This window comes from Ralstonia insidiosa, assembly GCF_008801405.1.
GTDB lineage: Bacteria > Pseudomonadota > Gammaproteobacteria > Burkholderiales > Burkholderiaceae > Ralstonia > Ralstonia insidiosa.
Genome location: NZ_VZPV01000001.1, coordinates 948976 through 975663 on the forward strand (window position 1 = coordinate 948976; position 26688 = coordinate 975663).

Below are 26688 nucleotides of genomic sequence, written 5' to 3' on the forward strand. Positions count from 1 at the left end.
GACGACGAAATGACGAACATACCTCTCGGAGAGCCGGAACTTGGTCAGAACGGCGCACCAACCAAGGCTTTTGATCAGACTCCTCGTACGCGCCGGGCTTTCTCATATCAAGACTATGCCGCATACGCGTTATTGTTGAAGTCGATCGATGGGGGTCCCTATAAGGAGCTATGGGTCGAGCATCACAATGACATTCTTGCTGCACGACAAGACGGTCTCTTCGATCTGTATCAGGTTAAAACCCGAGAGCCGTCTGACGAACCCTGGATGATAGGTGATGATGCCATTTATGAAACTATAGCCAAATTTTGCACTATTCAAAAAGATCATGGCAACGAGATCGCTGCCTACTACATCTACTCCAACCTTCGCCCATACGTTCCCGCCCCCAACGCTTCAGCAAGTAGAAAATCGCGCTCACTGCACGCGCTTCAACACGAGATTTTTCAAAGTGGAGTCGAGAATATATCTGATGATTATCGGGATGCGTTTCTTAAACTCAAGAAAGCAACCTGCTCAAATGAGGATATATTATGCGGTGTCCTTAAAAAGCTATTCTTTGTCGTCGGCCCCGCTTTAGACTCTTTTCGTTCCGGTTTGCCTGCAGCGCTGTGCGAGGTACGGCCGAAACTAACGCGCTGGCGAATAACGGAGGTCATGAATCTGCAGCTCGAGCTGCTTCGCCGTGTCGAAGCAGCTGGTTCCGCAGAAGTACCTCCGCTGTTGCTACACACATCGCCGATTTCGGCAGGTGGGCTTCCGTCGGCGGAAATTTATTGGCGCCGAGTGCGTGCGAGCGCGATAAGACGCAACATCTCGCTGCGAATGCTTCAGCGCAGGTTTTCCCGAGTGTTTTTTGCCGTTGGCAAGGTTGCGGTGTGTGTTGTCGCTGGGGGGCTTCTTTTTAGACCGCTGCTTCAGGTCAGCGCTTTGCAGAGTGCTTTGAACGTTATCCAGCGTAGCCAAAACGGAGTGCGGCCAGCCGAATTCGCCGAGTCTGTCGCAATTGTCCGGGCAGCGAGAAAACCACTAAATCATCTTAGCCTCGACGGAGCAAACATAGAGTGCCAAGATTTGTCGGGTCTGGAAATGGTGCGCGCATCGGGACAGTCCATGCACGCCACCGGCGTCACCTTTGATAATAGCATCTTAGCAGGCGCGGTCTTCAATGACAGTGAGTTGAATGGTGCGAAGTTTCGTCATGCACGTATGGATGAGATTGTTCTGAGTAAAAGCAATATGCTTGTCACCAATTTTTCTGGTGCGGAAGCCAAGAATGCAAATTTCTCCGAGGCGACACTCAACGGCGCAAATTTTTCCCACGGCGTGTTTTCGGGGGCAAATTTTAAGAATGCAGTTCTCGATTCTAGCGATATGCGCAGTGCCGACTTGAGTATGACAAATTTGAAAGATGCCGTACTTACAGATGCCGATGTTAGTGGGGCAGATTTTACTGGTGCAAAGAATTTGACTCAGGAAATGCTGTTGAGTGCCTGTGTCAGTAGCTCTAAATTGCCAATTGTTGATAAGCCGTTAAAACCAACTTCTAGGGCGTGCTATAAAACAGAAAAGGAAGAAGAGCAACGGATGGTTAAACGTTTTGCCTTGCTCGTGACCGGTCAGGTGGCGGTAATTCAGGGGTATTGCAAGGACTTTGAGCATAAGTTCCGTCCAGCTGACTCGAAACTACATCCTCAAGATAACGAGAGAATATGGTTCGATACAGATGTACTGGGAGATCAACGTCCTCACTAACCGGCAACTCAGGCTACCGGACGCCTTGCGAGTCGGCAGTCGCGTGAGTACATCTTTCAGATTGGCGTAGGGATCATGCTCGTTGAGCTTGGCCGATTGGATCAGGCTCATGACGGCAGCCGAGCGTTGACCGGCGCGCAGTGAGCCCGCGTGAGGGGCGCAGGTGAAAGCGCTACCGTTTTGGAGAGCTTTTGCAGAGCCAGTGCGAGCTGGCCGCGATAGAGTGCTTGAAGTACTGCGCCTCAGGCGCATCGACCGTGTAGTTTTAGGGGCACTTTTCCGGGGCTGCGACTTTACATTCCACGCATACTCGGCAGCGGAAGTCCCGGTGACCAGCGGGATACGACGCGTTCTTTACAGCCGGAGGTTCCGCTAACCGTTCTAAGCGGAACTTGGTCTAGATCTGTAAAGAAGGGCCCCGAAGTTCTTGTCTAATCAATGGGTTAGGCGGGAATTTACGGGGCTTTTTTGTTGCTGACCAGATCATGCGCGAGCAGAAAATGACGAAGGTTGAGTTGCAACCGGCGAACTAGACTTTAGGGACCATGCCTGCCTTCAGGGAGGGGTCATGAGACACGTGATCAAGCGTTTTCTGTTTGCGGTTGCACTGCTGACAGTGATTAGCGGCACCGTTGGCACCTTTACCGTCCTCACCGCATCGTCTGCGCATGCAGAGCCGTGTGGCGGCCGGGGGTATCCGGAGGGCGGTGGCGGTAGCCGGCCCTAGCCAAAGGCCATCACGCGACCAGTTCTTTTTTGCCCCAGGGGCCGCTTCCGTTCGTTCCGGTGGGTACCTGTAGCGTGGCAAGCACACAAGCCTGCAGCCCTTTGGGTTGCGGGCTTTTTTGCCGTTTGCGTTTCCCACGCAGCACACAGACAGTTGAACACGGTGATGCGGTCGACAAGTCATCCCTGATCTGTCAGATTGCCGGTTCGTCATCCGCTCCGGCCCATTCTGGGCTGCGCGGCGCTACTTGGGAGTGTTTCGCATGTCTACGGAAGACCAGTCAGAGCGTGTTTCCCTTGCCGTCGTTGCCACTGTGATCGGTGTTTTGCTGATCAGCGTGGTCATTTACGCGGTGCGATTCATCAGCGGCCAGGATGCCGCGTCGGCGGGCGGGGGCGCTGCACCGGCAGCGGTGTCCACAGGTTCGTCAGCGGGTGAGCACGCCACTGCACCGGGTGCCATTGGGCTTGCCGGTAACGCTCAGAAGATCACCCTCAGCGGTGCCGTGCCTGATGAGGCAACCAAGGCGCGCCTGCTCAAGCCTGCACGCGTGCTGTGGGGCAAGGACAACGTGGTCGACCAGTTGACGGTTGCCGCAGGCGCGCCGGCAGTGTGGTGGCAGTCCCGCCCGGTCGATGTGCTGGCCCGCCTGAAGCAACTGGGCAGCTTCGATCTGCAGACCAGCGCGGAGGGCATGAAGCTGACCGGCGTGGCGCCGAGCGCAGCGGTGCGTTCTGCCACTGGCACCGCCGCGCCAGGTTGGATCGCCAGCCAGTTGAAGTCGGACGTGGCGTTGACCACCGATGCCAATGCCGGCACGGCGGGCGCTGCGGCAGCATCGGACAACCTGCTCGACGAGCGCATCGAATTTGCTTCCGGCTCCTCGACGTTGCCGGAGGAAGCCAAGAGCCGCCTGAATGACATCGCTGGATTGCTGAAGGATGACGACCGCACGATCGTCATCACCGGTCATACCGACAATCAGGGCGATGAGGCTGCCAACCAGAAGCTGTCGCTCGAACGTGCTGAGTCGGTACGCGCGTATCTCACGGGCCAGGGCGTGCCGCAGACGCGTTTGCAGGCAGCGGGGGCTGGGTCCAGCGTGCCGGTGGCGGATAACGCAAGTGCTGAGGGGCGTCAGCGCAACCGTCGCATTACCTTTGCGGTGGCCGCAAAGTAGATCGCGTTATCACGCGGTAGGCGTCGATTAAACCCGGCACTCCATCACGGATGCCGGGTTTTTTGTTGAGAGCGTCAGTCGCTATCGCAAGGCTTCTTGAACACATGCTTCACGCCGCATTTGGTGGCATGCGCGGCGTTCTTTACGCCATGCCCAACCGCACGCGCGGCGTTGGCCGTGGCATGGCCGGCTTCCTTTGCGGCGTGCCCGGTCTTCCTGGCGGCTTCCTTCGAGTCCTGCTTGATGTTCTCCTTCACTTCGGACAGGTCGGCATGGGCGATGGGGCTGAGCAGCGTCAGCAATAGCGCGGCAATCGGCAATAGCGGGAACAGGCGACCTTTCACAGCGGGATTCCTCTCCAACAGATTCATACGGCGGACGCGTCGAGCACAACGGCGGCGCGGCCAGTGAGCAGCGTGCGCTCGGCGCAGCGCACGGTAAAGCGGTACAGCACGTTGTTGCCGTCACCGCTGATGCGCTCGGCTTCAATGTCGAGCGGCGCGTCGAACGTATCCAGCCGCGCAACGTGGGCTTCAACACCGCGCACGCTGGCAAGAAAGCCTGCACGTGGGCGCGCTTGTGCGATCTCATGTGCGACATCAAGCAGGGCGCCGTGCACGGCCATCGCCTGCGCGGCGTATTCGACGCCGCACACGGCTGCCAGCCGACCATGCGCACGCAGCGGATTGGCTGGATCGCGGTGGCTCGTAGCCGTGCAATGGATATGCGCGTCGTCCCAGGCGAGCACGGTGTCGAGCAGGCACATCGCGCCGCTGTGCGGAATGCGCGCGGCGATCCAGCTTTGGTCAAGCGGCGGCGACAGCGCTGCATCCAGCGTCATGGCGCACCTGTGCTGAAGACGCCATCGGCACCCCGCAGCGCGACATCCACTTGCAGGCGCGTGTCAGGCAGGTAGTCGAGCACCACGCTTTGCGACCGCTGTGTCGCCAGCGCTTCGAGCAACGGCAGTACGCGCGCGGCAGGATTGCCGCCACGCAGTGCTTCGAGCTCGGCGTGCGCCAGCGTGGTGGCGTGGGCGTCGGTCAGCGCGACATCGATACGGGCAAGTGTGTGCGTGCTCGGCTCAGGTGCCAGCACCAGTGCCACGGCAAACGCATCGGGCACCGGTCGCACGGCGCGCAGCGGCTCGGGGTAGTCGCTGTCGTAGACGATCAGCAGGTTGGCAGCACCATCGACCGTGACCTGGCAGAGGCTTTCCAGCAGGCCGGCGGCAAAGCTGCCGTCGTGCGCGCACAGCACGTTGGACGGTGCCGTGGCATGCGTGGCGATGCTCCAGTAGCCCGCGGGCGCGTTGTGCACGGAGTTGTGGAAACGCGTGGGCGACAGCTTGCGGTCGTCGCTCGCCAGCGTTTCGCAGATCACGTGGCAGTTCTGGCCGTCACCCCCGGACGAGCTGAATACCGTGGCCAGCGTGGCGGCATCGCGCCCGCTGGCGGCCACGGCTTCATGGCCGACCGCCAGGGCGAGTTTGACGACCGGCCCGGTGCGGCGCCGCTCGACGGGCGGCAGGCTTGTCGGCGCTGGCAGGATGGTGCGCTCGGGCGCGTAGGCCGCGCGCCCGGCAAGAACCTCCGCTGCCTGCGTCCAATCCGGTAGGCCAGGCCCGAGCAGGCCGATGCCTTCAATGAATGCGCTCAGCCGCGTCATGGTGCGGATCCGTGGCGGGCCCGGTCTGCACGGCCGAAGACGAGGCTGCAATTCGTGCCGCCAAAACCAAAGGCGTTGCTCAGCGCCGTGTACATGCGACTTGCGTCGTGCGGGGAGTTGGTCGTCACGTAGTTGAGGGCCAATGCGGGGTCCGGCTGCGGGGTGTTGATGCCAGCCGGCAGGATTTGGTAGCGCAGCGCCAGCGCGGTGATCACCGCTTCCAGTGCGCCCGCCGCGCCCAGCGTGTGGCCGGTCGCGCCCTTGGTCGAGCTGCACGGCGTGCCATCGAACAGCGCGTGGATGGCGTGGCCCTCGGCCGCATCGTTGCTGAGCGTGCCGGTGCCGTGGAGGTTGATGTAGTCGATGTCCTTGGCGTCGAGGCCGCTGGTGGTCAGGGCTTGGGCCATCGCTGCGCGTGCGCCCAGGCCCTCGGGGTGGGGCGTCGACATGTGATGCGCGTCGCTCGATTCGCCAATGCCGAGCAGCAGGATCGCGTCGCCCTCCAGGTCTTGCTCTGTATCGGGTGCGCGTTCCAGCAGCGCAAAGGCAGCGGCCTCACCGATCGAGATGCCATCCCGCGCGACATCACACGGCCGGCATGGCTGCTGCGACAGCAGCTCCAACGAATTGAAGCCATACAGCGCGGTCAGGCACAGCGAATCCACCCCGCCCACCACGGCCGCGTCGATCAGGCCGGCGGCCAGCATGCGCCGCGCCGAGGCAAATACCTTGGCACCCGACGAGCACGCCGACGAGATCGCCATCGACGGCCCGCCCAGCCCGAAATACGCCCGCACGAAGGCGGCGGGCGAGTAGATGTTGTGCGTGTGCGCGTAGTGAAAATCCGCCGGCAGCGCACCTGTTTGCGGGTCGCGGTGCTGGTAGGCGTGTTCGGCTTGCAGGATGCCGGACGTGCTGGTGCCGATGAACACGCCGACGCGCTTGGCGCCGTAGCGTGCCTTGGCGGCCTCGACGTGCGCGGCAAAGCCGTCTTGTGTCAGGCCGATCTGCGCCAGGCGGTTGTTGCGGCAATCGAAGTCAGACAGGTCAGGGCGCAGGCGTTCTGCATCTGCGCCTTCCACGGCGCCGATCCAGGTGTCGAGGTCTGCCCGCGGGAAGTCGCAGGGCGCCAGGCCGCCACGCTGTCTGCGCAGCGCATCGAGGGTGGCGTCCAGGCCACGTCCAATACAACTCGTGGCGGTGAAATGCGTGAGCAGTAAAGGCTTCACGGGAAGGCGGGATCGGGCAGTGGATGGGGTTGGGGCTGGCCGGTTGGTGTCCCGGTTGCATACACAAATTTTATCAAACGGTCACTTTCGGTCCGCCCGGTTGCGAAGCTTCCGATGCCAGCGCCGCGCGCAGGGTGATGCACCGCAACTGCGCTTGCGCGGCGGCTCGCAGCACCATCGGCAGCGCGGCCAGCAGTACGGGCTGGCCGTGAGCATCGCGCGCCGCATGACCGTCGTGAACGAGCAGGATGTCCTGTGTTGCCAGGTTGTGCAGCAAGCGCCGCGCCACGGCAGCCGCATCGTGCGAGCGTGTGTCGAAGCCCCGTCGGGTCCAGCTTGCCAGTTGTAGGCCGAGTTGGCACAGCACGGGTTCGAGAAACGGGTTGCGCAACCCGGCGGGCGCGCGGAAGAACAACGGGCGCACCCCTGTGATCTCAGTCAGCGTGTTCTGCGCGGCCTCGATCTCGCGCCGCAGTGCGCCGGGGCCTTGCAGCGAGAAGTGGTGCCGATGGCGCTGGCTGTGGTTTTCTACCGCGTGCCCGCGCGCGACGATGGCCTCGACGCAGTGCGGATGCCGGCGTGCCAGATCGCCAATGCAGAAGAACGTAGCGCGGGCACCGTACGCGTCCAGCAGATCGAGCACGCGCGGTGTGACTTCGGGGTCAGGGCCGTCGTCGATGGTCAGCGCGATCTGCTGACCGGCGGTTGCCGGCAGGCGCGTCCAGTTGGGCCCGAGCAGCGAACTGCGCGGCCACAGCCCAGCGGCCATCAGCGCCAGGTGCGAGGCAACGACGGCACCACCCGCCCACGGCCAGGACGATGGTTGTGCCACTACCGTCACGGCAGCGCCAGCGTGCAGTGCCAACGCACCGCTGATGAGCGGCGTGGGTTTCCAGCGCCGTGCCATGCCAAGAGGTTGGGTGAGTGGGGCGTTCATGCGGCAGTGTGCTGATCGGGGGCAGCCTTTGGCGCGAGGATGGCGGCAAACACCAGCGCCAGCATGGCGCCGGGGCCGACGGTCAACCCGAAGGTCTCCAGCATCGGCACGCGAGAGAATGCCAGCAGGCCGAAGCCGGCCACCGTCGCCAGGTTGGCCACCAGCAGGGATACCAGTGTCTGCGCTGCTGGTTGTGAGGGCTGTGACGTGCCTGTGCGCTGGTTGAAGAACAACGCGTAGTTCGAACCCACTGCCACGATCAGCAGCATGCCCACCAGATGCAGGATGGTGAGTTGGACACTCGCCAGCGCAAAGCCGGCGGTAACGACCAGCACCGCCGCCACCAGTGGCGCCAGCGCGCGCAGTGTGCGCTGCGCAGAACGCAGTGCGACCCACAGCAGCAACGCAATCGCCACGAACCCCGCCAATGCGAGGCGAATGTCCTCACGCACGTAGTTGACGTAGAGGCGGTCGGCTTCCGCCTTCAGGTCGACGAATAATGCGCCGGGCAGGTTGGCGTGCTCGACAGCAGTGCGAATGGCTGCGGCATTCAAGCTGGGTGGGTTTGCGGTCTGGGTGCTTGCTTTGTCGATTGACGGTGCGCGCAGCGGCAGCATGGCGCTCCACTGGCCGTCGCGCTCCGTGAGCAGGGCATCAACAGCCAGTGCCATCGATGTGCCTTGCAGGTCTGCGCGGCGCAGCAGCGGTTGTGCGCGCGCGGCGGCCACGTCGGCGATGAACGGAGTGAAGAGCTCTGGCTTCACGCGGATGGGCTGATCTTCAACGGCGGCGCGCATGCGCTCGGTCAGTACATCGGCGGGGGGCAGGCTGGCCAGACGCGCGCGCTGTGTGGCATCGCTTGGCAGATAGCGTGCGGGGTTCTCGAACCCGGCCAGCGCGCCGGTATCCACCAACGGTTGCAGTTGTGCGGCCACTTTCTCCGCGCCTTGCAGCGCAGCCTGTTCGCTCGCGCCGGGAATCACCACCAGATAGCGCACGTCCGGTGCACCCACGTCGGCGCGTAGGCTGGCGTCGAGTGCTTGGCTATGGGCGGGCACTGGGCTGAGTGCGGCAAGCTCGCGGCTCCAGAGGCCATCGCGATGCAGCGCTAGTGCGGCGCACGCACCTACCAGCGTGAGCACGAGTGTCCAACGCAGGCGCGGTGCGGCTTGCGTAGCGCGTGCCAGCCACGCACCGAGCTTGGCAACGTCGCGAATCTCCACGTGCGCACCGCGCAGATGCGGCAGCACATAGCGCGTAACCATCGCTGCCGTCACCAGCCCGACAATCGAATACAGCCCCAGTTGCACAAGCCCTGGAAAGCCGGAGAACAGCATCGACGCAAAACCGCACACCGAGGTCAGCACGCCCAGGCGGATGGTCGGCCAGTACGTGGCAATCCACGCACGCAGTGAATCGGCTGGGCGCACCGTGTGTGTGCCGGCAGATTGCACGAACAGATAGATCGAATAGTCGACAGCCTCGCCGATGAGCGTGGTGCCGAACCCGAGTGTCAGCCCGTGCACCGTGCCGAACCCAATGCTGACCGCCGCCACGCCGGCAGCTACCCCCGAGAGCACGGGCAGTAGCCCGAGCACCAGCGTGCGCGGCGAGCGGTACACCGTCAGCAGCAGCGCCACGATCAACACCAGGCTCAACGCGGAGAGCCGTTCCACGTCGTGCTTGATGGTGTCGCGCGTGTCGACCGAGAACACGCCGGGGCCGGTCATCAGCAGCTTGGCCGATGCGGCGTTCGGTGTAGCGCGCACAGCGGCATCGAACGCGCGGCGCACGGTGTCGATGGCGCGCGCCTGCGCATCTGTGTCGGAGCCGGCGGCGGAGGTCTGCGCGACCAGCACGGCGCGCTTGCCGTCGCGCGAGGCCCAGACGCCGTTCGATAGGGAGGGCAGTGCGGTGCTGTCCAACTGGCTGACAAGCGCGGCCACCTCGCCGGTCGGGTCATGCGGCAGCATGTTCTTCGCGACGAGGCCGGCGGACGACGCCAGCAAGTCCAGGCTATCGCCCAGCGCCTGGTGCAGCCCCTCTGCGGAAAAGCGTTGCGGTGTGACGGCCGGGCTCAGAACATAGCGGTGCTCAAAGACGAACTGCCGGTCGCGCGCTTCACTCACGGGCTCGCCGTTGTTGATGGCGCTGAATTGCGCATCCGCACGCAGCGTGGCCGCGAGTTGCCGGGACAACGCTGCGCGCGTGGTGGCCGCATCATCCCCTCCACCGCCTTCGATGCCGATGAGGATCAACCGCGACACCAACCCTTCGCGCAGCTGATCGACCAGCACGCGCTGCTCGGCGCTGGGCGAACGCGGCAGAAAAGCGGAGAGGTCCGCCGTGAAGCTCGTGCGGCCGATCACGATGGCGCACAGCAGTAGGCCGAGCAGCCAGAGCAGCACTGCGGGCTGCCGGTAAGCGCGCGTGTTGTTGGCGGGCTCGCGCATCGGCAGCAACATCAGTTGACCGGTTGCAGGCGCATCAGCGAGTGGTCGCCGTCAGCCTGGCGGATGGTGACGCTGCGCAGCATATCGCGCGTGCCATCCAGCGTGATGGTGCTGACCACCTTCTGCATGCGCGTGTCGATGGGGGTGAGCGTGAGCGTCCAGTCATCGCCCCGGCCGCTGATGGTGACCTTGTACACCGCTTCGAGCGCATAGCGGTTGCCGGCCAGCGTGGCGCGGATGCTCTCGATGAACGCGGCAAGCTCCGGATACTGCCCAAGCGGCATCGAGAATTTGCGCTGGTTGCGCTCGACGGTCAGCGTGTTGCCGTCAATCACGAGATGCTCGGGTTTGGGGCGCAGCGTGTGCTTTTCCAGGTGGTCGGGCGCGACGAAGACAAGTTCGCCGGAGGACTCGATGGGCTGCGCGGCAATCGACAGGGTCTTCGTTTCGGTAAAGGTGGCGCGTCCGGATTTGTTGTGGGCGAGGGTCGACATCAGGCGGTCGAGCGTCCAGCCTGAACCGTCCGCGGCATGGACGGTGCTGGCCAGCAGGCTGGCCGCGAGCATGGCAACGCAGGCGCAAAACAGTGAGCGTCGGTTCATGGCGTCGGGGTTTCCTGGCGTTCCGGGTGTCCGGCGGGTTGCCGTTCCGTCGCGCTGGCATCGTGCCAGAAGTCGAAGAAGTTGAACCAGTTGTAGGGCGCTGTGCGGCAGCCGTGTTCAACGTGCTCTACATAGCGTGCCAGCGCGGTCTGGACAGCGGCGGCGCGGTCCTCACGTTGCAGGTTCGTGAAGTCGGCCAGCTTGTTGAACCGCACGGCATAGCGGTTGCCGCCCAGGTGCAGGCCGGTCATGAACAGCACGGGCCGCTTGAGCATGGCCGCCATGTGCAGCGGCCCAAGCGGAAACGCAGCAGGGGCACCAAGGAAGTCCACGCGCTGCACGGAAGGGCCGGCGTCGCGCAGCAACGTACGGTCAGCCAGCATGCCCACCAGGCCGTTGGCATCGAGCACCTCGCGCACCTGCAGCATGGCATCGATGCGCCCCAGCGGAATGATTTCCGGCGCCGCCGCCGGGTTGATGGCGGCAACAGCGGCGTTGATGTTGCGCGCGTTGTCTTCGTACATGGCAACCGCAACACGTAACCTCGGCAGGTCCGGCAGATCGGACGCCGCACGGCCCAGCGCGCGCACCACCTCGAAGCTGCCGAGATGCGCGCCTAGCAGAAACGCACCGTGTCCCTGCGCGAGGGCTTCGTGCACGTGCTCCTGCCCCTTCAACTGAATGTCGAACAGGTCGAACCGCGCATGCATCAGGTAGATGCGATCGTGGATCGTGGTGCCGAAGGTCAGCATGTGCCGATAGACGTCACGCAGGCCGGCAGGCCGGCCGAGCACGCGCCGCAGATAGTCGCGCGATGCACGGTACGCGGCGGGCGAGCACAGCACAAAGTACAGCGTGCCCAGCCGCAGCAGGAGCCGGCCAAACGGCCGCCCGAAGCGCAGCGAAATCCAGGTCATCGCGCGCAGCGCTGCGAGATTGCTCCGCTCCGGGCGCTCGGCCCATTCAGGGCGCTTCATGCAGGCACACCTTCCGGCGCGTTCGCCTGCGCGCTGAGCACACCGTTGGCCACTTCCCGCTCACCCGCACGGATCGTGAAACGGATTGCGCCACTGGCCGCCGTTTCGAACGCGAGATCCAGTGCTTCACCTGGCGCCGCGGGGCTCAGGAACTTGGCCGAACCGAGCTGGCAGGTATCGAGCGAACGACCCAGCGCCACACCGATCGTGTGGATCGCATGATCGAGCAGCAGCACCCCCGGCACGATCGGGCACCCCGGAAAGTGGCCGGGCAGTGCAGGGTGATCTGCGGGGATGGTGAAACGCATCGCGGGCTTCCGATGGTGGAGCTCCAATTGCTGCGCAACCAGCGTCGCCAGCGTATCCCGCGCCAGCTTGCCGGTGCCGTTGCGCGGCAAGGCTTCCACAAACAGCAGCGGGCGCGGCAGGAACGCCGCGTCGATGCGCTCGTGCAGTGCGCGCAGCAACGCCGCCGCACTTAGCCCCGGCGCAACCACCAGCGCCACCAGCCGCGTGACCGGCAACCCACCGTATGCATGCGGCGTGGGCGGTGCGTCGTCCGGCATGAAGAACACGCCGTCCACCACGCCGGGAATCGCATTGAGCTGATGGTTCAGATACGCCAGCGAAGATCGCTTGCCGGCAATGTTGATGAGATCGGCCTTGCGGCCTTGCAGCAGGAAGTGCGTGTCGTCCAGCAGCGCCAGCGTGTCGCCCATCGGCACCGGGGTTTCCACGTGCCCACCGGACACCCAGACGGTGGGGCCGTCGTCATCGGCTGTGCTGGTGCGCAACTCCAGATGCACGTCGGGGTACGCATGCCACGCGGTGTCTTGCGCTGTACGGCGCGTGGCGAGCTGGCCGGTTTCGGTGCTGCCATAGATTTCGAGCAGCGGTGCGGCCAGGCGCGCCTCCGCCTCGAGCGCGAGCGCTTCCGACAGCGGCGCAGTGGCTGACAGCACCAGCGCTGCGGCCGGCAAGGTGGGTTCCGACGCCAGCAGCGCCCGCAGGTGCACCGGCGATGTCACCAGCACGCGCGGCGCCGGCACGGCTTCAAGCGCTTCGCGGATATCCGCCGGATAGAACGGCTGCTGGTTGCTCAACGCCAGGCCGGCCTGCAGCGGGAGCAGGACCGTGACCTCAAAGCCATACATATGCTGCGCCGGCACCGTGCCAACCAGCGTGAATGCGCGCCCATCGTCCAGCCCAAGCCGTGCGGCCCCCGCGCGCATGCATCGCACGAGAGCGCCCCACGTCTTGCGATGCGGCACGGGCGTGCCGGTCGAGCCGGACGTGAACAGATAGGCCATGACCTGTGACGCATCAATCTGCGGAACATGCGGCGGCACCTCGGCCAGCGCATCGCCCCGCGTCGCATCATCGGTGTAGTGAAAGCCGGGCAGGTCGACAGGGCATGCGCTTGCGTCATGCAGGCAGAACACATCGGGCGCGAACGCTGCCAGTTGACGCACCATCTGCGGTGTCTGCATGGGCGGCAGCAGGCTGATCTTGCCGGCCACCAGCGTGGCGCACAGGCCGACGGCAAAGCGGTAGCGGTCCGTACAGGCGTTGAAGACGTGACCGCCCGGCGGGAGCATCGCGGCCAATCGCTTCACGTCGGCCAGGAACGCACGCACGGAAACCGGTGCGCCGTCGCGCCAGGCGAGCGTGTGGTCCAGCGATGCGTGGGAGACCAGCGGGTAAGTCGGCATGCAGCAATCTCGGGGGATGTGGTCAGTATGGGTTCAGCGGGATTGCCGGTAGGCTCGCACGGCGTCGAACAGGCTGGAGTTCGGCTCGCCACGCAGCACGAGGCGCCGGCAGAGGTATTCCGCGGCAAACATCACGCCCACCAGCGGCAGCGATACATAGTTGGCAAACGTCGACCACGTGACGATCGATGCCGCGGCAAACAGCAGCGTGGATACCGCCGCCGTTGCCACGAAGAACAGCATCCAGGCCACCGTCACCTGCCGTGAATAACGCGCAATGCGTGGCGTGAGCGTGCCGTGCACGATGGCCGCAAAGCGCGTGCACAGCGGCTCGCGCCCAGCAACGAGCGTGCGGCCGAATACGTAAGCCATCATCAGGTTGAAGCTCGCATGTTCGAGATACAGGCCCCATTCAAAATGGCGCGACAGCGGTTCGTGGAGCATCCACAGTGCCCCGCTGACAACGCACCACAGCGGCAACAACCAGGCGCGCTGCGCGGCGCGCGCTGCTGCCACCAGTGCAATGGCCAGCGGCGGCACGAGCGCCATCGCCAGGCCAAAGCCATGCATGCCCGGCGTCGCCACCGCGTAATGCGCGCCCACCTGATAGGCGACGACTGCAGCCACACCTGCCGCGGCGCGCACGATGCCGGTCAGTCGATCCATGTCAGAAGGGGGCGGAATAAGTCGTGCTGCATCAGGTGTGTGGGTGTGTCTGTCCGGTTTCCGGTGATGCCGGGCGCTTTCATCATACGCACGGCACAGCGGGCCGGTTGGTGCCGTCCGGACCTCACCAGACGGTTCTGGCGGGCCACATTCTAGTGGCCTACACGTGACTCGCCCGACTGGCCGATGTCGCGTTTGTAACCGGATGTACATCCTGTCGAAAGCGCTACGACAGCGCCTGGCTGCCGATTCGCGATACGGCGCGGTGTTAGCCCCACTGTTGAATCGTTTGCGTCACAAACGCCGGTGTGATGCGCGGGGTTTTTGTCACGGTTTCGCGCTATACGAGGGGGGTGCCTTCGACTAGAATCCGCCTAGCTTAAACGACCCCCACACCGCACGGGCGGGGGCAGGGCAAGGCAGGGTTTCAGGCGATGAGGACGTCTCGCTTCAGGCCACATTCCTGGCCGTATTCCCTTGCTACAGGGTCTGTCCGCAGACGCTACGCTGCCCGTGTGAGCAAGACCGATGAACGATCTGGAAAAAGAACTCGCCACCCTGATGATTGGCGAGCTGAATCTCGAAGACATCCAACTCGATACCCTGAGCGCCGATACGCCGTTGTACGGTGAAGGGTTTGCGCTCGACTCCATCGATATCCTTGAAGTCGCGCTGCTGATCTCCAAGAAGTACGGCTTTGAACTGCGTTCGGGCAATCCGGACAACGCCAAGATCTTCGCTTCGCTGGGCTCGCTGGCAGCCTACGTCGCCGCGCACCGCACGCGATAGGCACGCGCTGGTTGCCCGCACGTTGCCGCACACGCATGACGCCATGCCGATGACTGGCGCATCTTCCACGCACCTCGTCCTGATCCCGAGCTACAACCCGGGCGTCAAGCTTGACGAGACCGTGCGCAGCGCCCGCACGCAATGGAACCCCGTGTGGGTGGTGGTCGACGGCAGTACCGATGGCAGCGCCGAGCGCCTGCAGGCCATGGCCGCGCAAGACCCGGGGCTGCACGTGATCGTGCTGCCGCGCAATCGGGGCAAGGGCGTGGCCATTCAGGCCGGGCTCGAGGCCGCTGCCGCGCATGGTTTCTCTTACGTGCTGACCATGGATTCCGACGGCCAGCACCCCGCTGACCTGATCCCCGCCTTCATGGCCGCCTCGCAGGCGGCGCCCGATGCCATGATTCTCGGGCAACCGGTATTTGACGCAAGCGCACCGCAATTGCGCGTGCAGGGGCGGCGCCTGTCGAACGTGTGCGCGGACATCGAAACGCTATGGGCGGGCATTGGCGATACGTTGTTCGGATTCCGCGTGTATCCGATCGCGCCGCTGCTTGCCATCATGCGCCGGCACACCTGGATGCGCGGTTTCGACTTCGACCCCGAAGCGGCCGTGCGCCTGTGCTGGGCCGGTGTGCGCCCCATTCGGGTGGATGCGCCGGTGCGCTACTTTCGGGTGAGTGAAGGTGGCGTGTCGCACTTCCAATATCTGCGCGACAACATCCTGCTGGTGGGCATGCACCTGCGCCTGATAGCGGGTGGGCTGCTGCGTTTGCCCTGGCAGGTCGCACGACGCTTGCAGCGGGGCTGGTAGAGGCGACGCCGGCTTATGCGATGGCGCGCGCGCCGGCTTTGGCCTGGTTCAGCAGGGTCTGTGCTGCGAGCCACGCCCGCGTGGCGGCAGTCGGATCGCCCGCGGCACGCGCATCTGCTGTGGCGCCGGAAAGCAGCATCACATAGACCCCCGCGAGTTGCCGCGCCGCATCGGCGGGCACGACCTCCGCGAGCAGCGTCTCGATCATGTTGAGCAGGTCGTCGCGGTAGCGTATCGCCACGTCGGTCACCTTGGGGCAGGTCGCGCCAAACTCGGCCAGCGCGCGCTCGAACAGGCAGCCCGCAAACTCCGGGCTGCGGAACCACGCCTCATACCAGTCGAAGATGCCCTTCAGGCGGGCCGTGACGTCAGGCATGGTCGAAAGCTGCTCGGCCATGCTGTTCATGATGAAGGTATAGCGCTGCTCCAGCACTTCCTTGATCAGGTCTTCCTTGCCGGAAAAGTGCCGATAAAGCGTCATGCGCGCGACGCCGGACTCGCTGATGATCCAATCGATGCCGACCGGGTAGAAGCCGTGCCGGGAAAACAGCTCGCTGGCCTTGTCTACCACCTGTTGGCGCTTGCTTGCGCGCATCGCACCCTCTCTTGATTGCTGGCTTGCATCTTAGCATCGGCCACTTGCCGCATCCTGTGGATCGGGCTGCGGCCAAACCGTGCGCAGACTGTTGTTGCCCTGTCAGCTTTACGCTTTGGTAACACAACGGCACATGGTTGACGCTAAAGTAGACCGATCTATATCATGTGCCCGCGATTCGTTATGTGGGGCGGGGAATAGAAGGCTTTGCGCGATCGGCTGGGGTACAACCATCCGGGGCTGACAGGGCCTCTCTCAATCGAACAGCAACAATAAGAAATTAGGGGTCAGACGAATGCGTAATCGTTTGCTGATGCTGGGGGCCGTCGTGTGGCTGGCCGCCTGTGCCCAGCCTCAACCGCTCAGCGATGTGGTGCGGATTTGCGACGATCGTGGGTGTGCCGATCGACCGAAGGCTCAAGTGGCTTTTGACCAGGCGAATATCCCGGACGAAGACCCGCGTATCACGGCCCTTAAAGAAGTTGCCAAGCGAGAACCCAAGGCCGCCTATGACCTGGGTCTGCGCTACTTCCGCGGCGACGGCGTGCGCCAGGACAGCTATCAGGCGCTGGTGTGGATGCGCGAGGCTGGCGAGCACGGCAACCTGCAGGCGCAGAAGGCACTCGGCGCGTTCTATCTGTTCGGCCTCGAAGAGATGGGCTCCGATCCGGCAGAAGCCGAAAAATGGCTCTCGATTGCGGTGAGCCGCGGCGACAAGGAATCCAAGAAACTGCTCGACGAAGCGCGCAAGGCAAAACGGTCGGAGCAGGACGACTACAAGTGGCGCTCGCAGTGGCGCACCACCTATTACAACTATTGGTACTCGGGTTATCCGTATCTGGGCGTCTGGCGTCAGACGACCTGGTACTGGTATTGACCGGTGACCACATAGCGAAAGCGTTATCGCGTTTTTAAGGCGCTTTGGGGAGGGGGAAAAACTCGTCGCGCGCCTTGCCAAGGGGGGCTTATCGAGTCGAAGGACGCGTAAGCCGGAAATCGACTCAATTCGAGCCACAAAACAATATGAAAACCAATCTCTTCAGCCGCACTGCCAAGTTTGCAGGCGTGGCCGTGATCGCTGCTTCCCTCGCCGCATGTGCGGGTGGTGGCGTTGTGACCCCGGGCGGCCAGAACGCCGGCGTGAGCGGTGCTGCGGCAGGCGGCTCCAGCGCAGGTGCAGACCCGACGCTCGAGCGTTGCGCCTCGCCGCTGGGCACGATCGCCATGGATGACGGCCGCAACGCCGACTGGTACGGCCAGTTCGGTAGCGCCACCAAGATCACCACGATCGACCCGCTGCTGCGCTTGGCTGTGCAGCAGTCCAACTGCTTCGTGATCACGTCGATCGGCAACCAGAAGACCGACGCACGCCTGTCGCGCATCACCGATCTGCAGCGCAACTCCGGCGAATACCGTGCCGGTTCCAAGCAGCAGAAGGGCCAGCGTGTGGCGGCTGACTACTACATGGAGCCGCAGATCATCATCAACGACTCGCCGATCGGTGGGGTGGCGGGTGCTGTGGGCGGCCTGCTGGGCAACAGCGCGATTGCCGCGCTGGCCGGCAGCGTGAAGTCGAAGGCTTCGGTCGTGACGCTGACGCTGTTTGACGTGCGCTCGGCCGTGCAGATCGCCGCTGCCGAAGGCAGTTCGACGGCCACCAACTACGGTGCTGTACTGGCCGGCTTTGGCGGTGGCGTGGGCGGCGGTCTGGCTGGCTTCTCCAGCACGCCGGAAGGCAAGGCCACGGTGGTCGCCTTCATTGATGCCTGGAACAAGATGGTCGTTGCGCTGCGCAGCTACAAGGCGCAAGACGTGAAGGGCGGTCTGGGCCGTGGCGGTCAGCTCAAGGTCAACTGAGTATTGAGCGGGGATTCACACAGAAGAGACGCCTAGCGTCCTGATGTGTCAAAGAGAAAAGCCTGCGGCGGTGACGTCGCAGGCTTTTTTCTTTGTTGAATGCGATGGTGTCAGCGCGCGTCTTTCGGCTTGTCGCCCTTGGGCCAATCCTTGACGCGTTCGGCATAGTCGGGGCGCGGCTGCTGGGTGAAGAACCCGGCCACGTCCACGGCCTCCTGCGCTGTCAACGTGCTGCCCTGGCCTAGCGGCATGTTGTGCTTCACGAACGGGGCCGCCGTGTACAGGCGTGCCATGCCCGCACCGACATTGAACGCATCCTTGCCCCACAGCGGCGGCATGAAGTAGCCGCCTTGCAGGTTCGGCATGCCCTGGCCTTCGGCGCCGTGGCAGGCTGCGCAACGCTGCGCATAGATGGCCTTGCCGTTTTCGTGATTCGGCACGAGCGTGGTGTCGATCTTCTCGAAGCCGCGACCGTTCACGTTGGTGCCCACGGGCACACCGCTGGACAGCCACTTCATGTACGCGAGGATGGCGTTCATGTCCTCGCCGTCAAAGGCAATCGGCTTGCCGTTCATCGAGCGCTGGAAGCAATCATTCACGCGCTGCTGCAATGAAATGACGGCGCCACTGCGCGCGCGGTATTCCGGAAACGCGGCGGTCAGCCCCACCCACGGGGCGGCGTATGGCGTGGTGCCGCCGTTCAGGTGGCAGCTCGTGCAGTTCAGGCCGTTGCCGACGTTGTGGGGCAACTGGCGCTTGGTGTCTGTGAGGATCAGCTTGCCGCGCTTGATGGCGTCGCCCACCGGGCCGGCAGGGATGGTGGCTTCGTCGGGCACCGGCAGTGTGCTCGGCGTGGTTTGTGCGAATGCGGATGTGCTGACAGCCAGCGCCAATGCGGCGCCGAGTTTGCCAAGCGTCATGTTGCCCCCTGTGGGTTGGTTGTGTGTTGTTCTAGAGGTCGAGGTTGCGCGGCTAGCGTTTGCGCTCGATGGCGCTGAAGACGGCCATGCCCGCCAGCATGGCAACGACAAAGCCGATGGCCTTGGGTACGCCCGCGCCCAGCGCCACCAGTGCCGGCCCCGGGCAGAACCCTGCCAGGCCCCAGCCGATACCGAAGACTGCGCTGCCGAGTACCAGCCGTGTGGTGATGCCCGTAGCCGACGGCCATTGGATCGACGTGCCGAGCAGCGAGCGCCCGCGTCGCCGCGCGATGAAGAAGGCGATCACGCCCACCGCAATCGCCCCGGCCATCACGAAGGCCAGCGATGGGTCCCAGTGGCCGAACAGATCCAGAAAGCCGAGTACCTTGGCCGGATTGGCCATGCCCGACACGATGAGCCCCGCACCAAACAGCAGGCCCGCGATCAACGCGATCACGATCGGCATGTCAGCCTCCCACCACGTGTCGCATCACGAACACGGTGACGATGCCCGCGGCCATGAAGGTGAGGGTTGCCACCAGCGAGCGTACGGAGCCGCGCGACAAACCGCAGACACCGTGGCCGCTCGTGCAGCCGCCCGCATAGCGCGTACCGATGCCGACCAGGAAGCCGGCGGCGAGGACCTCGCCCCAGCCGGCGGAGATGTCCGGCACCACTGGCTGACCGAGCAGCGCCGCAATGACTGGCGCCCCGATCATCCCGACAAGAAAGGCGATACGCCAGTCCATGTCGCCACGCGGGCGCTGCAGCAGCCCGCCTACGATGCCGCTGATGCCGGCAATGCGTCCGTTGCCCAGTACCAGCACGGCTGCGGCCAACCCGATGATCAGGCCGCCAATCATGGCCGCGCCCGGCGTGAAATGCGCAAAGTCAATCGACATGGGAGCAGGGATGGGGAGAAATTAATTAGGTCTCAAATAATATATAAATTTGTAGATTGTTTGTTGGATCCCCCCAGGGATACGAAAGCATCACGCGCGAGCAATGCCGTGTCTTCGCGCGCGTGAGCTACCGCCAGCGTATTCGTTACAGGCGGATCACATAGCCTTCACGCGGGTGTGTACGCCCGGCGTGCAGCGCGGCAATGCGCGCTTGTGCAGCCGTCATGCCGTGCTCCTCGATCAGCGTGAGCCAGCCGTGCGCGGGTTCGCGTACGTGGTCGATGAAGCGTCGTTGTGCCGCGTTGAATTTCTCGGTGACGACGGCGGGGCCCCAGTCGGCGTTGCGCTTGCGGATCTGTACCGGCGCGAAATAGAACTGCGGCGCCGGGCCGGGCAGAGCTTCGGATTGGATGAAATCCGTGTTCTGCGCGGAGCCCGCAAAGCAGTCGTACACCAGCGCATCGCCAAGGTGCTCGTGTACGCGCCGGCGCAGTGCTGCATCGCCGGAGAAGTCGACGTAGAGCGTGGGGATGTCGGTGGCAAGCGTATCGAGTGCGTCGTAAGTGACGCTGTCGTGGTAGCAGCCTAGGCCGTCGACGAAGGCGCGATTGCTTGCAGAGGTGAGCGCGGTGAGCGTGAGCCCCGGCGTGTCCTGCAGGCAGAACGCCGTGCCATACGCCGTCTTGCTGGAGGCGCTGGAGAACACCAGCCGCCGTGCGCCAAAGAAGGCGTTGTCCGAGAGAAAATCCGCCAGCATGAAAGACGTGATGAACAGCGGCCGGTACAGGATCTGGTAGTTCTCCAGCGCGGCGTCGTAGGCCGCGTCCTGTGTCACGCGCGTGTACTGGTTGTAGGCAGAGACCAGCGACTGGCGGTGTGCGGCACCATCGTAGAAGCCACGCGGCGTCACCCGTTCGGGCTGCATGCGCAGGTGCGTGGCGATCGGGAAATAGCCGTAGAAACGCTCGCCCACGTCGATGCCTTCCACGGTGGAGCTCACCACATCGGCAAAACCCCACACCGGCATGTGGCCCCAGCCTTCCTGCCCGGTGGGGAAGAACGACCAATACTGCATGGCATCGCCAAAGGCCGCGTAGGTGATGTTGTTGGTGGTGAGCGCGAAGCGGTCCAGGCGCAAGACGACCTCGCCGGGCGCAGCCTGGGGGGCTGCATCGGCGCTTTCCAGCCGGCTTTCGTTTAGGGCATGCTTGTGCGTGAAGAGCCGCTCGTATGGGGCGTTCTTGGGGGCGTTCATGGTGTCTCCTCCATTTTCGGGATCGATGGGCTGATGGCTTCACTCTATCGCCGGCAATCCGGCACCGGGTTCGGAAACGCGCCGACGGAACACACCGCACCGGCAGGCCCCGCCAAGCCGCTGAAACGGCCGTCGCAGCGCCGTGCGAAGTTCACCGTGCAGGCCATCTACGAGGCGTTTGTTCGGATTTGGCAGCGCGACGGCGCACAGGCCGCCACCACGCGCGCGGTGGCGCTGGAGGCCGGCTGCTCGGTCGGCACGTTGTACGAGTACTTCCCGAACAAGGAGGCACTGCTGTCCGGCTATGTGCGTCACACCATCGAGGTGCTGCTCGGGCGCATTCAGCGCGAGGTGATCGATCGCACGAATCTGCCCTGGCGCGACCGCGTGCGCCATCTTGTGCGCCTGACCTGCGGCGATCCGGCGCTCGATCCGCCGTACTTCGACCACGCCATGCTGATGCGCGAAGACCGCATCGCCGAGCCCAAGCACCACCGGCGTTTCTTCGACGAGCTGAGCGCCGCCTGGCGTCAGGCGCTGGATGCCTGTGCCGACCTGCCGGCCCGGCCCGAGGACGCCTTGCTGCAGACACTGCTGCTGGCCATCTGGGGCGCCCGGCGCTACCGCGTGCTGTTGCCCGATGCGCCACCTGCACCCGACGTGTGGATCGGCGAGATGGAGCGGCTCTGCCTCGTTGCCCTGGCTGCCACGCAAGACGTTGCTTGATGTCGCATGGTGCCGACACTGGGTGCAAACAAGGGTGCGAACCGATTGTCTGGGCAGTGCATCCTCGCTAGGCTGGGATTTTGCTGTTGAGGGCCGCACGATGAGTTGGCAGAACTGGGTCGTCTCGTGGAAGGTGCGCAGGCAGATCAAGAGGCCGACCGAACGGGAGCCCTTTGACCCAGTCGCCACGCGCATCGGCGCGGAGAAGCGGAAGATGCCGTCGCCGGTGGAGCTGCCGCCGGACTGGCGCATCGTGCCTGCCAGGAGTGGCCTGACCGGCGAGTGGATCGAACCCGCCGATCTCGACATGCTGGACGACCCCCCGCCCGTGGTGCTCTACCTGCACGGTGGCGGCTACTTCTTCTGCAGCCCCCGTACACATCGCCCCATCACGATCGGCCTGGCCACGCATGCGCGCTCGCGCGTGCACGTGCCGGACTACCGCCTGGCGCCCGAACACCCGTTTCCTGCTGCCATTGAAGACGCCCTGGCCAGCTATCGCACGCTGCTGGCGCATGGGGTGTCGCCCGCGCAGATCGTGGTGGCGGGGGATTCGGCAGGGGGCGGGTTGGCGCTGGCGCTGCTGGTAGCGTTGCGCGACGCGGGGGACCCACTGCCAGCCGGCGCGATCCTCTACTCGCCTTGGACGGACCTGGCCGCTACCGGCCAGAGCCTGATCGACAACGACGAATCCGACGTGATGTTCCGCGGCGCGTGGATGGCCTATGGCGCCACGATCTACCTGGGCGATTCGGGCATGCCGGTGGATCACCCGCTGGTGTCGCCGCTGTATGCGGACTTCACCGGTTTGCCGCCGCTGCATTGCTACGTGAGCACCAGCGAGGTGCTGCGCGACGACACTCTCCGAATGGCCGAGCGTGCGCGGGCGGCCGGGGTATCCGTTTCGGTAGAAATGGGCCGCCGGCTTCCGCACGTGTGGCCGATCTTCTATCCTTTTCTTCCAGAGGCGCGCATTGCGCTCAAACGATCGGGTGAGCAGATCAGACGACTGGTCGCCGCTCGACGTGAGAACCGAGAACCGGTGGAACTGACGCCGGCATGATCTGACTGGAGGCCCCGCAAGCATGCTCGCGCCCCAGTCAGCCAAGCGCAGACGGGGAGCCCAGCATGCGTCGGGTGTTGGTTTTGGGGTTGGCGCTGGCATGCGTTGTCGGCGCGGGTGTGTGGACGCGGCATTACCGTGCACGGTTGGCCGATGTCCGGTTTGCGCCCATCGAGACGGTTGCCGCAGCACCGGCTGGCGGACAGATCGTTGGGACGGCCATGCCGGTCGGCGCATCTGCCCCCAAGAGCTACTGGCTGAAGATCTGCGACGAGAAGCTCGGGCCGATGGCGGTGACAGTGCACGCCAATGAAACTCCGCTGACGTTCTCCAATGACCGCTCCGTCGGTCAACTCACTGCAGAGGCGCCGCCCTACGATCGTGCTGCCCGCGTTCTGGGCAAGACCTACGCTACCCTTAGCGCGCAGTTTGACGTCACCACGCACTACATCGCATTGCCGACGCAGCCGCCCACCACGTGCCTGCGGCCTTCGGTGGATGTGGAGTTGGTCCTGAGTGATTTTCGTGTGACGGTGGCACGTGAGTTCGCGCCCGGCAGCTGCGCCTACAACGCCATCCGCGAACACGAATTGCGTCATGTGGCCGTCAACCGCGCCGTGCTGCCGCGTGCGGCAGAGGTGATCCGCAAGGAGATCCAGCGCGAATACGGTGGGCGGCTTTACTTTGGCGACCCGGACCGCATTGCCGCCGAGTTGGAGACGCAGTTGACGCGCCACTGGCTGCCGCGCGCGCAGTCGCTGATCCAACTGGGTTTGCAGGCGCACGAGCAGATCGATACGCCGCAAGAGCAGGACCGCATGAGCCGCGTCTGCAACGGCCAAGTGCAAGCCGTGCTGCAGCAGCTTGTACGCAGCTAGCGCGCCGCCGAGGGTCAGGCCGCCGGGCGATGCACGGCGCGTGCCTGCAGTTGCGTGACAGCCTCGTTGACGATGCTGTCGGGCGGCAGGGCGATGTCGACGACGATGGCGTCAGTCGGCTCTTCCAGCGCGTCAAACTGGCTGCGCAGCAGATTCGGGTTGAAGAAGTGGTCCTTGCGGGCGGCCAGACGGCCTTGCAGCAGATCGAAGTCGCCTTTCAGGTAGACGAACTCGGTGTTGCCGGTCTTGCCACGCAGCACGTCGCGGTAGCGCTGCTTGAGTGCGGAGCAGGCTACGACCAGCGAGCCGCCACCACTCGTGGTCTCGTCCATGTAGGTGCGGATGGACTCGAGCCAGGGCTTGCGGTCGTCGTCATTGAGCGGGATGCCGGCGTGCATCTTGGCGCGGTTGGCGTCGCTGTGGAACTCGTCGCCATCACGGAACGCGCAGCCCAGACGCTCGGCAATCTTCTGGCCCACCGTCGATTTTCCGCAACCCGAAACACCCATCACTACAACAATCATCACGCATCCCACTGGCAAAAACGTCAGTCCGGCATGTTAGCGCGTCAGCGCCGCCGGGCCGGGATTTTTGCTGCTGCGGCGCAGCAATTGTTCCGCGTCATTGTTCGTCAGGGAACGGATTGCCAAATGCGTCAAGCTGCGTCAAATTGCGGAGCAACAAGCAGCAGAAAGTCATTCAAAACAAGGTCTCAAAAGGACCAACGTTTACTGGAGGAGACGTCCATGGCTGGTGAAGGTTTCGATCCGTGCCCACGCAACGGCATGTCGTACGTGGTGGGGGATACGGAGGTGCCGCTGGCGCACGTAACAGTGCCCGCGTTGCTGGAAGCGACGGTGAATCGCTACCCCGACGCGGAGGCGGTGGTGTTTCGCGAGCAGGGTGTGCGCTGGACATGGCGCACCTTTGCCGAACAGGTTGATGCGCTGGCCGCCGGCCTGCATGCGCTGGGGCTGGAGCGGGGCGACCGCATCGGCATCTGGTCGCCCAACCGCTATGAATGGGTGCTCACGCAGTTTGCGACGGCGCGCCTGGGGCTCATCCTCGTCAACATCAACCCGGCGTATCGGCTCTCGGAGCTGGAATACGCGCTCAACAAAGTCGGCTGCAAGGCCATCGTGGCGGCCGAGGCGTTCAAGACTTCGCGTTACCTGGAGATGCTGCAGACGCTCGCCCCCGAGCTGGCAACCGCACAACCCGGTGCACTGAACGCGGCCAAGCTGCCCGCACTGCGCTGGGTGATCCGGATGGGCGAAGTCAGCACACCCGGCATGATCAACTTTGCCGACGTCATCACCCGTGGAAAAAGCGTACCCATTGATGCGCTGGATGCCATCACCAACACGCTGTCGCCGGACGATGCCATCAACATCCAGTTCACCAGCGGCACCACCGGCGCGCCCAAGGGCGCCACGCTCACGCACGTGAACGTGGTCAACAACGCGCGCTTTGTTGCCATGGCGATGAACCTGCAGGCCGGCGATCGGCTGTGCATTCCGGTGCCGCTGTACCACTGCTTCGGCATGGTCATGTCGGTGCTCACGTGCACTGCCACCAGCGCGTGCATGGTGTTCCCGGGTGAGGCCTTTGACCCGCTCGCCACCCTGCGCGCCGTGGCCGAAGAACGCTGCACGCAACTGCACGGCGTGCCGACCATGTTCATCGCGCAACTCGATCATCCAGATTTCAAGACCTTTGACGTATCGAGCCTGCGCGGCGGCATCATGGCCGGATCGCCGTGCCCGATCGAGGTGATGAAGCGCGTGGTGTCGGAGCTGAACCTGCGCGAGGTCACCATTGCGTATGGCATGACGGAGACGAGCCCCGTGTCGTTCCAGAGCGCCGTGACGGACCCGCTCGACAAGCGCGTGACCACCGTCGGCCGCATTCAGCCGCATCTGCAGGTCAAGCTGGTGGATGGTGTGGGCGACACCGTGCCGGTGGGCGAGAAGGGCGAGCTCTGGACCAAGGGCTATTCGGTCATGCTCGGCTACTGGGATGACGAGGCCAAGACCGCCGATTCCATCCACGACGGCTGGATGCGTACGGGTGACCTGGCAACGTTTGATGCCGAGGGCTACTGCAACATCGTCGGCCGTGTGAAGGACATGCTTATCCGCGGCGGCGAGAACGTGTACCCGCGCGAGATCGAAGAATTCCTCTTCCGCCACCCGAAGGTGCAGGCCGTCAACGTGTTTGGCGTGCCCGACCCGAAGTACGGTGAGGAGGTGTGCGCGTGGATCGTGCTCAAACCGGGCCAGCAGGCGACGGAGGATGAGATCCGCGAATTCTGCAAAGGCCAGATCGCGCACTACAAGGTCCCGCGCTACATCCGCTTCGTCACCGAGATGCCGATGACGGTCACGGGCAAGGTACAGAAGTTCGTCATGCGCGACCGCATGATCGAAGAACTCAAGCTGACCGTCGCAAGAACGGCCTGAGCGGCCTGAGCGGCCTGAGCGGCCTGAGCAGGCGCCGCGCGCGGTTTCTCTGCTGAAATGTGAACCGGTTGCGCACGGTATGTCGTTGCCATGACGATGCTTGCCGTGCGCAGTTTCTTATGCGTTTCCTGCTAAGGCGCAGTGCGAAAACCGAAACGCTGACGCTGCGTGCGTCTTGCCGATAGGGGGCACTCGCAGGAAAGCGCCGCGCGCGCTTGGCGCTCCCGCTGCACCTCTTTGCGATCACATGTCAATTCCGTTGCAACGTGCGTGACGGGATGCACGCTCCTGATCAACGCCGGCTCGCGCAATGTGAGCCTTGATGCGCCGATGTATCAACGTTGAAACACCTTGAAAGGGAGCGCACTCGAACACCCGCGTGAGCGCAATCCGCCGGCCAGATCTTGGTCTTGGCCCGATGGCAGAACAGCGCCGGCACCGCAGCCGCAAGATTGCTGTTTCAGCACTGCAACCAGATCGCGCGAGCAGCTACTCCAAAAAGAGTATGCCTTGGCACGATT

Annotated in this window: 26 protein-coding genes and 1 pseudogene; 10 read left to right on the forward strand and 17 right to left on the reverse strand. The window is 64.0% G+C overall.

The features are described from left to right. Window positions 1-9 precede the first annotated feature (9 nt). Entirely contained in the window at window positions 10-1755 is a 1746-nt protein-coding gene (locus F7R11_RS04640; RefSeq protein ID WP_170288727.1) for a dsDNA nuclease domain-containing protein, read from the forward strand. Here the strand turns inward: F7R11_RS04640 and F7R11_RS27260 are convergent. Then, window positions 1687-1905: pseudogene (locus tag F7R11_RS27260) on the reverse strand (transposase domain-containing protein); the annotation flags it as partial. The gene F7R11_RS04640 and the pseudogene F7R11_RS27260 sit on opposite strands and share 69 nt — an antisense overlap. A gap of 839 nt (window positions 1906-2744) precedes the next feature. Here F7R11_RS27260 and F7R11_RS04650 point away from each other — a divergent pair. Further along, window positions 2745-3662, forward strand: a complete 918-nt coding sequence (locus tag F7R11_RS04650) for an OmpA family protein (RefSeq protein WP_064801534.1) — start codon at window positions 2745-2747, stop codon at window positions 3660-3662. A 74-nt stretch (window positions 3663-3736) separates the two neighbouring features. Here F7R11_RS04650 and F7R11_RS04655 read toward each other — a convergent pair whose 3' ends face one another. From F7R11_RS04655 to F7R11_RS04700, 10 genes are all read right to left on the reverse strand, one after another. Next, on the reverse strand, window positions 3737-4033 hold the full coding sequence (locus tag F7R11_RS04655) for a hypothetical protein (protein WP_104577540.1): 297 nt from the start codon (window positions 4031-4033) through the stop codon (window positions 3737-3739). Further along, window positions 4030-4503 carry a hotdog family protein gene (locus F7R11_RS04660; RefSeq protein WP_064801536.1) on the reverse strand — a complete coding sequence of 158 codons (474 nt, stop codon included), beginning with the start codon at window positions 4501-4503 and terminating at the stop codon, window positions 4030-4032. The genes F7R11_RS04655 and F7R11_RS04660 overlap by 4 nt, the downstream gene beginning before the upstream one ends. Beyond that, window positions 4500-5330 (reverse strand): beta-ketoacyl synthase chain length factor, encoded by an 831-nt coding sequence (locus F7R11_RS04665; RefSeq protein ID WP_064801538.1) that lies wholly within the window; start codon window positions 5328-5330, stop codon window positions 4500-4502. Before F7R11_RS04665 ends, F7R11_RS04660 begins: the two co-directional genes overlap by 4 nt. After that, the gene (locus F7R11_RS04670; RefSeq protein ID WP_064801540.1) at window positions 5327-6559 is read right to left on the reverse strand and encodes a beta-ketoacyl-[acyl-carrier-protein] synthase family protein; all 1233 of its coding nucleotides are present in this window, start codon (window positions 6557-6559) and stop codon (window positions 5327-5329) included. Before F7R11_RS04670 ends, F7R11_RS04665 begins: the two co-directional genes overlap by 4 nt. A 73-nt stretch (window positions 6560-6632) precedes the next feature. After that, a complete protein-coding gene (locus tag F7R11_RS04675) occupies window positions 6633-7496 on the reverse strand; it encodes a polysaccharide deacetylase family protein (protein WP_064801542.1) in 864 nt (287 codons plus the stop codon). Next, on the reverse strand, window positions 7493-9961 hold the full coding sequence (locus F7R11_RS04680) for an MMPL family transporter (RefSeq protein ID WP_064801548.1): 2469 nt from the start codon (window positions 9959-9961) through the stop codon (window positions 7493-7495). Before F7R11_RS04680 ends, F7R11_RS04675 begins: the two co-directional genes overlap by 4 nt. Continuing rightward, a complete protein-coding gene (locus tag F7R11_RS04685; protein ID WP_064801550.1) occupies window positions 9961-10551 on the reverse strand; it encodes a LolA family protein in 591 nt (196 codons plus the stop codon). Before F7R11_RS04685 ends, F7R11_RS04680 begins: the two co-directional genes overlap by 1 nt. After that, window positions 10548-11528, reverse strand: coding sequence for a lysophospholipid acyltransferase family protein (locus F7R11_RS04690; RefSeq protein ID WP_064801552.1), 981 nt, complete (start codon window positions 11526-11528; stop codon window positions 10548-10550). The genes F7R11_RS04685 and F7R11_RS04690 overlap by 4 nt, the downstream gene beginning before the upstream one ends. After that, window positions 11525-13240, reverse strand: coding sequence for an AMP-binding protein (locus tag F7R11_RS04695; protein WP_064801554.1), 1716 nt, complete (start codon window positions 13238-13240; stop codon window positions 11525-11527). The genes F7R11_RS04690 and F7R11_RS04695 overlap by 4 nt, the downstream gene beginning before the upstream one ends. A 33-nt stretch (window positions 13241-13273) precedes the next feature. Then, entirely contained in the window at window positions 13274-13906 is a 633-nt protein-coding gene (locus F7R11_RS04700; protein ID WP_064801556.1) for a COG4648 family protein, read from the reverse strand. 528 nt (window positions 13907-14434) lie between these two features. On the opposite strand from F7R11_RS04700, the gene F7R11_RS04705 reads away from it, so the two are divergent. Together F7R11_RS04705 and F7R11_RS04710 are read left to right on the forward strand one after the other, a co-directional pair. Further along, on the forward strand, window positions 14435-14695 hold the full coding sequence (locus F7R11_RS04705) for a phosphopantetheine-binding protein (protein WP_021196449.1): 261 nt from the start codon (window positions 14435-14437) through the stop codon (window positions 14693-14695). Window positions 14696-14738: 43 nt separating this feature from the next. Further along, entirely contained in the window at window positions 14739-15509 is a 771-nt protein-coding gene (locus tag F7R11_RS04710; protein ID WP_064806143.1) for a glycosyltransferase family 2 protein, read from the forward strand. Window positions 15510-15522: 13 nt separating this feature from the next. Here the strand turns inward: F7R11_RS04710 and F7R11_RS04715 are convergent, their stop codons facing one another. Continuing rightward, window positions 15523-16104 (reverse strand): TetR/AcrR family transcriptional regulator, encoded by a 582-nt coding sequence (locus F7R11_RS04715; RefSeq protein WP_064801558.1) that lies wholly within the window; start codon window positions 16102-16104, stop codon window positions 15523-15525. Window positions 16105-16399: 295 nt separating this feature from the next. On the opposite strand from F7R11_RS04715, the gene F7R11_RS04720 reads away from it, so the two are divergent. Both F7R11_RS04720 and F7R11_RS04725 read left to right on the forward strand, forming a co-directional pair. Then, complete coding sequence (locus F7R11_RS04720) at window positions 16400-16981, forward strand: tetratricopeptide repeat protein (RefSeq protein ID WP_064801561.1); 582 nt, start codon at window positions 16400-16402, stop codon at window positions 16979-16981. A 146-nt stretch (window positions 16982-17127) separates the two neighbouring features. Next, window positions 17128-17961, forward strand: coding sequence for a hypothetical protein (locus tag F7R11_RS04725; RefSeq protein WP_021196453.1), 834 nt, complete (start codon window positions 17128-17130; stop codon window positions 17959-17961). Window positions 17962-18071: 110 nt separating this feature from the next. Here F7R11_RS04725 and F7R11_RS04730 read toward each other — a convergent pair whose 3' ends face one another. The 4 genes from F7R11_RS04730 to F7R11_RS04745 form a co-directional block, all read right to left on the reverse strand. Then, complete coding sequence (locus F7R11_RS04730) at window positions 18072-18881, reverse strand: c-type cytochrome (RefSeq protein WP_064801563.1); 810 nt, start codon at window positions 18879-18881, stop codon at window positions 18072-18074. A 52-nt stretch (window positions 18882-18933) separates the two neighbouring features. Continuing rightward, window positions 18934-19347: a DUF6691 family protein gene (locus tag F7R11_RS04735; protein WP_064801566.1), complete on the reverse strand. Its 414-nt coding sequence runs from the start codon at window positions 19345-19347 to the stop codon at window positions 18934-18936. 1 nt (window position 19348) lies between these two features. After that, entirely contained in the window at window positions 19349-19783 is a 435-nt protein-coding gene (locus F7R11_RS04740; RefSeq protein WP_064801568.1) for a YeeE/YedE family protein, read from the reverse strand. Window positions 19784-19928: 145 nt separating this feature from the next. Continuing rightward, window positions 19929-21038 carry a DUF2855 family protein gene (locus tag F7R11_RS04745; protein WP_064801570.1) on the reverse strand — a complete coding sequence of 370 codons (1110 nt, stop codon included), beginning with the start codon at window positions 21036-21038 and terminating at the stop codon, window positions 19929-19931. Between the two features lie 33 nt (window positions 21039-21071). Here F7R11_RS04745 and F7R11_RS04750 point away from each other — a divergent pair, with 33 nt between their 5' ends. The 3 genes from F7R11_RS04750 (at window position 21072) to F7R11_RS04760 (ending at window position 23705) form a co-directional block, all read left to right on the forward strand. After that, window positions 21072-21764 carry a TetR/AcrR family transcriptional regulator gene (locus tag F7R11_RS04750; RefSeq protein ID WP_064801572.1) on the forward strand — a complete coding sequence of 231 codons (693 nt, stop codon included), beginning with the start codon at window positions 21072-21074 and terminating at the stop codon, window positions 21762-21764. Window positions 21765-21864: 100 nt separating this feature from the next. Then, on the forward strand, window positions 21865-22827 hold the full coding sequence (locus F7R11_RS04755) for an alpha/beta hydrolase (RefSeq protein WP_064801574.1): 963 nt from the start codon (window positions 21865-21867) through the stop codon (window positions 22825-22827). 65 nt (window positions 22828-22892) lie between these two features. Next, window positions 22893-23705: a hypothetical protein gene (locus F7R11_RS04760; RefSeq protein WP_064801576.1), complete on the forward strand. Its 813-nt coding sequence runs from the start codon at window positions 22893-22895 to the stop codon at window positions 23703-23705. Between the two features lie 14 nt (window positions 23706-23719). Here F7R11_RS04760 and F7R11_RS04765 read toward each other — a convergent pair whose 3' ends face one another. After that, entirely contained in the window at window positions 23720-24229 is a 510-nt protein-coding gene (locus tag F7R11_RS04765) for a gluconokinase (protein WP_031329843.1), read from the reverse strand. Window positions 24230-24451: 222 nt separating this feature from the next. Here F7R11_RS04765 and F7R11_RS04770 point away from each other — a divergent pair, with 222 nt between their 5' ends. After that, window positions 24452-26167 (forward strand): AMP-binding protein, encoded by a 1716-nt coding sequence (locus tag F7R11_RS04770; protein ID WP_064801578.1) that lies wholly within the window; start codon window positions 24452-24454, stop codon window positions 26165-26167. Window positions 26168-26688: the final 521 nt, after the last annotated feature.

Excerpts from the sequence above, each read along its gene's own strand:
- F7R11_RS04640 (WP_170288727.1), top strand. The coding sequence starts at position 10 with ATGACGAACATACCTCTCGGAGAGCCGGAACTTGGTCAGAACGGCGCA.
- F7R11_RS04650 (WP_064801534.1), top strand. The coding sequence starts at position 2,745 with ATGTCTACGGAAGACCAGTCAGAGCGTGTTTCCCTTGCCGTCGTTGCC.
- F7R11_RS04655 (WP_104577540.1), bottom strand. The coding sequence starts at position 4,033 with ATGAATCTGTTGGAGAGGAATCCCGCTGTGAAAGGTCGCCTGTTCCCG.
- F7R11_RS04660 (WP_064801536.1), bottom strand. The coding sequence starts at position 4,503 with ATGACGCTGGATGCAGCGCTGTCGCCGCCGCTTGACCAAAGCTGGATC.
- F7R11_RS04665 (WP_064801538.1), bottom strand. The coding sequence starts at position 5,330 with ATGACGCGGCTGAGCGCATTCATTGAAGGCATCGGCCTGCTCGGGCCT.
- F7R11_RS04675 (WP_064801542.1), bottom strand. The coding sequence starts at position 7,496 with ATGAACGCCCCACTCACCCAACCTCTTGGCATGGCACGGCGCTGGAAA.
- F7R11_RS04680 (WP_064801548.1), bottom strand. The coding sequence starts at position 9,961 with ATGTTGCTGCCGATGCGCGAGCCCGCCAACAACACGCGCGCTTACCGG.
- F7R11_RS04685 (WP_064801550.1), bottom strand. The coding sequence starts at position 10,551 with ATGAACCGACGCTCACTGTTTTGCGCCTGCGTTGCCATGCTCGCGGCC.
- F7R11_RS04690 (WP_064801552.1), bottom strand. The coding sequence starts at position 11,528 with ATGAAGCGCCCTGAATGGGCCGAGCGCCCGGAGCGGAGCAATCTCGCA.
- F7R11_RS04695 (WP_064801554.1), bottom strand. The coding sequence starts at position 13,240 with ATGCCGACTTACCCGCTGGTCTCCCACGCATCGCTGGACCACACGCTC.
- F7R11_RS04700 (WP_064801556.1), bottom strand. The coding sequence starts at position 13,906 with ATGGATCGACTGACCGGCATCGTGCGCGCCGCGGCAGGTGTGGCTGCA.
- F7R11_RS04705 (WP_021196449.1), top strand. The coding sequence starts at position 14,435 with ATGAACGATCTGGAAAAAGAACTCGCCACCCTGATGATTGGCGAGCTG.
- F7R11_RS04710 (WP_064806143.1), top strand. The coding sequence starts at position 14,739 with ATGCCGATGACTGGCGCATCTTCCACGCACCTCGTCCTGATCCCGAGC.
- F7R11_RS04715 (WP_064801558.1), bottom strand. The coding sequence starts at position 16,104 with ATGCGCGCAAGCAAGCGCCAACAGGTGGTAGACAAGGCCAGCGAGCTG.
- F7R11_RS04720 (WP_064801561.1), top strand. The coding sequence starts at position 16,400 with ATGCGTAATCGTTTGCTGATGCTGGGGGCCGTCGTGTGGCTGGCCGCC.
- F7R11_RS04725 (WP_021196453.1), top strand. The coding sequence starts at position 17,128 with ATGAAAACCAATCTCTTCAGCCGCACTGCCAAGTTTGCAGGCGTGGCC.
- F7R11_RS04730 (WP_064801563.1), bottom strand. The coding sequence starts at position 18,881 with ATGACGCTTGGCAAACTCGGCGCCGCATTGGCGCTGGCTGTCAGCACA.
- F7R11_RS04735 (WP_064801566.1), bottom strand. The coding sequence starts at position 19,347 with ATGCCGATCGTGATCGCGTTGATCGCGGGCCTGCTGTTTGGTGCGGGG.
- F7R11_RS04740 (WP_064801568.1), bottom strand. The coding sequence starts at position 19,783 with ATGTCGATTGACTTTGCGCATTTCACGCCGGGCGCGGCCATGATTGGC.
- F7R11_RS04745 (WP_064801570.1), bottom strand. The coding sequence starts at position 21,038 with ATGAACGCCCCCAAGAACGCCCCATACGAGCGGCTCTTCACGCACAAG.
- F7R11_RS04750 (WP_064801572.1), top strand. The coding sequence starts at position 21,072 with ATGGCTTCACTCTATCGCCGGCAATCCGGCACCGGGTTCGGAAACGCG.
- F7R11_RS04755 (WP_064801574.1), top strand. The coding sequence starts at position 21,865 with ATGAGTTGGCAGAACTGGGTCGTCTCGTGGAAGGTGCGCAGGCAGATC.
- F7R11_RS04760 (WP_064801576.1), top strand. The coding sequence starts at position 22,893 with ATGCGTCGGGTGTTGGTTTTGGGGTTGGCGCTGGCATGCGTTGTCGGC.
- F7R11_RS04765 (WP_031329843.1), bottom strand. The coding sequence starts at position 24,229 with ATGATTGTTGTAGTGATGGGTGTTTCGGGTTGCGGAAAATCGACGGTG.
- F7R11_RS04770 (WP_064801578.1), top strand. The coding sequence starts at position 24,452 with ATGGCTGGTGAAGGTTTCGATCCGTGCCCACGCAACGGCATGTCGTAC.